This window comes from Actinacidiphila sp. bgisy167 (assembly GCF_057707665.1).
On sequence record NZ_JBYIQP010000185.1, the window covers coordinates 1 to 2,084 of the forward strand.

1 protein-coding gene and 1 pseudogene are annotated in these 2,084 nt (G+C 64.9%); both read left to right on the plus strand.

The genetic code is table 11. The annotated features are described in order from the left end of the window. Positions 1 to 9: 9 nt before the first annotated feature. Positions 10 to 188: pseudogene (locus tag AC3ET4_RS30635) on the plus strand (glycosyltransferase family 2 protein); the annotation flags it as partial. 107 nt (positions 189 to 295) lie between these two features. Next, positions 296 to 1,801 (plus strand): inositol polyphosphate kinase family protein, encoded by a 1,506-nt coding sequence (locus AC3ET4_RS30640; protein WP_431955207.1) that lies wholly within the window; start codon positions 296 to 298, stop codon positions 1,799 to 1,801. Positions 1,802 to 2,084 lie beyond the last annotated feature (283 nt).

Sequence of the window (2,084 nt, forward strand, 5' to 3'; positions counted from 1 at the left end):
TGAAGCCCCCCTTTGGTTCCGGCGTACCTGGGGGTGTGGCGGTGCTGGCGGTGCTCAAGCGGCCCACGTGGGAGGGGCTGCGGGCGTGGTGGGGCGGCTTCGCCGAGGGGGTGCGCACGCCGTGCGGGGTGCGGCGGCCCATGCGGTGGCGCACCGTGGCACGGATGGTCGCGCTGGGCCGCCCCCCCCGGTCATCTGACCCGCCGGCCGCACCGGGTCGGCCGGGAGCCAGGGGACGTGTGCTCGGGATAGTGTTGATAGATCAAATTGCCGACCCGGCGAGGAAGTAGTGAGGATGGCTGGTGTGCCCATGGGGTTGGTGTGCTTCGATGATCTGCCACGCGAGGTGGCTCGAGCGGTAAAAAAGGAACCAGATCAACTGGCAAAGATTAACATTCTGATTGAGCACTACAGCCAGGCTTCACGCGGCGATCTACTGCCACAGGAATCTGCTGCGCGAAGTACGGTCCCGGTCACGGCGTCGACGTCTGGTGCCGCTCGACTCGACGGAGCTCGGGCCGTCGATGACAGGCTTAAGGCGGGATCGGTGGGGGGCGTCGACGCCTCGCAGCGACGTGCGGGGCCTATCGGTCCCCTGACGGTTGAGTCGACTACTGGAGCGGTGTCGAGGGAGGCGTCCGGGGCTGCCAGCGGCGGTCACGGCGGAATTGTCAAGCGTGCCGGCGGCATGGTCCTACAAAAGCCCACCAACGACGTCGAGCGGAACTTCTACAATCGTTTGCGGGGCTCGGGCACCGGCTTGGAGCGCATCGCGCCTCGTTCGTTCACCGCCCACGACGTCTGGAAGCTGGAGTCGGAGCTGGACCCGGATCACCTGGTACCTGCGCGGGACGTCGAAGCGAGCGGGGAAGATCCACACATTTACATCGAGAACATAACCCATGGCATGGTGCAGCCGAGCTTGCTCGACATCAAGATCGGCGAGAGCACCGCGAGCCAGCACGAACTGCGTCGCAACCTCAGCCCTGGCGGTGCATGGGTCAAGAAGCGCAAGCTGATGGTCGCTGATGTGGCGAGCGGGTCCGCGAGGCGGGGGTGGCGCGTTGTAGCGGGGACGAAGATCCAAGGTAGCCGGATGCAGATCGGTCGCGCCTCAAGCGAGCACGTGGCGGATTTCGCCGCGCCGATCCACAGCCTTGCAACGGAACTTGCGGCTCAGTTGCAGAACGTCCGGGATGCCGTTGCCGTGTCTGGGTACGCGTTGGTAGGGGCGAGCGTGCTGATCGCCGTGGATCGTGCGGCAGACGATCCCGGTCAGTCGGTCAGGGTCAAGCTCATCGATTTCGCCCACTCTTTCACCGCAGTAGACCTCGGCCCGCAGCAGTACGAGAAGTACACGGAACGCTTTCTTCACGGACTCGACAACGTGATCACTGAGATAGCGACGCTCGATCCCGCGTCCGTCCGTAGTGTGTTGGGGTTCCGTGAGCGAGTCATGTCGGCCAGGCGTGTGTGGGATGAGCCGGTGCCACAGGCCGTGGCACGCCTCGAGGCCGCGCTGCTGGCCGCCGGCCCCGGGGCTCGGGCCTTGGTGGTGGGTGCGGTGCTGGAGGCGCTGTGGGCGGTGAACCATGAGGGTGTAGTGAGCTGGCAGAACAACAGAGGTCAGCGGGTTTCGTCCCCTCACGCCGACACGGACCAGCCTGTGTGGCAGATCGCGCTCAGCCCGCACGGTAACTTGCTGCATGTGCCGGAGGAGTGGGAGGACGCCGGGCCTGAGATGACCAATTTCTGCTCACTCACGCCCGGTATGAAACTGACGCCTTTCCTGCAGTACTGAGTGAGGTTTTCTCAGCGAAATGATCTACGCGAAACGCCCTCAGCCGCCGTATGTGTGAGCAGGTCGGACAGACTGGGCCCGGCTGCGGACAGACGTAAAGCCCTGGTAGGACAGGTCTCACCACAAGATCATGTCGACAACCACCAGAGGCTTCACGTTGGTCACCTATGTTGCCACGCTCGACGTCCCGCGCCACGTCGTGGAGTACCTGTCCCGCCTGCTGGCCGCCCACCGACGGCGTATCGGCACTCCGCGCGGCAGCCGAGCACTTGGTTCGTTCCGT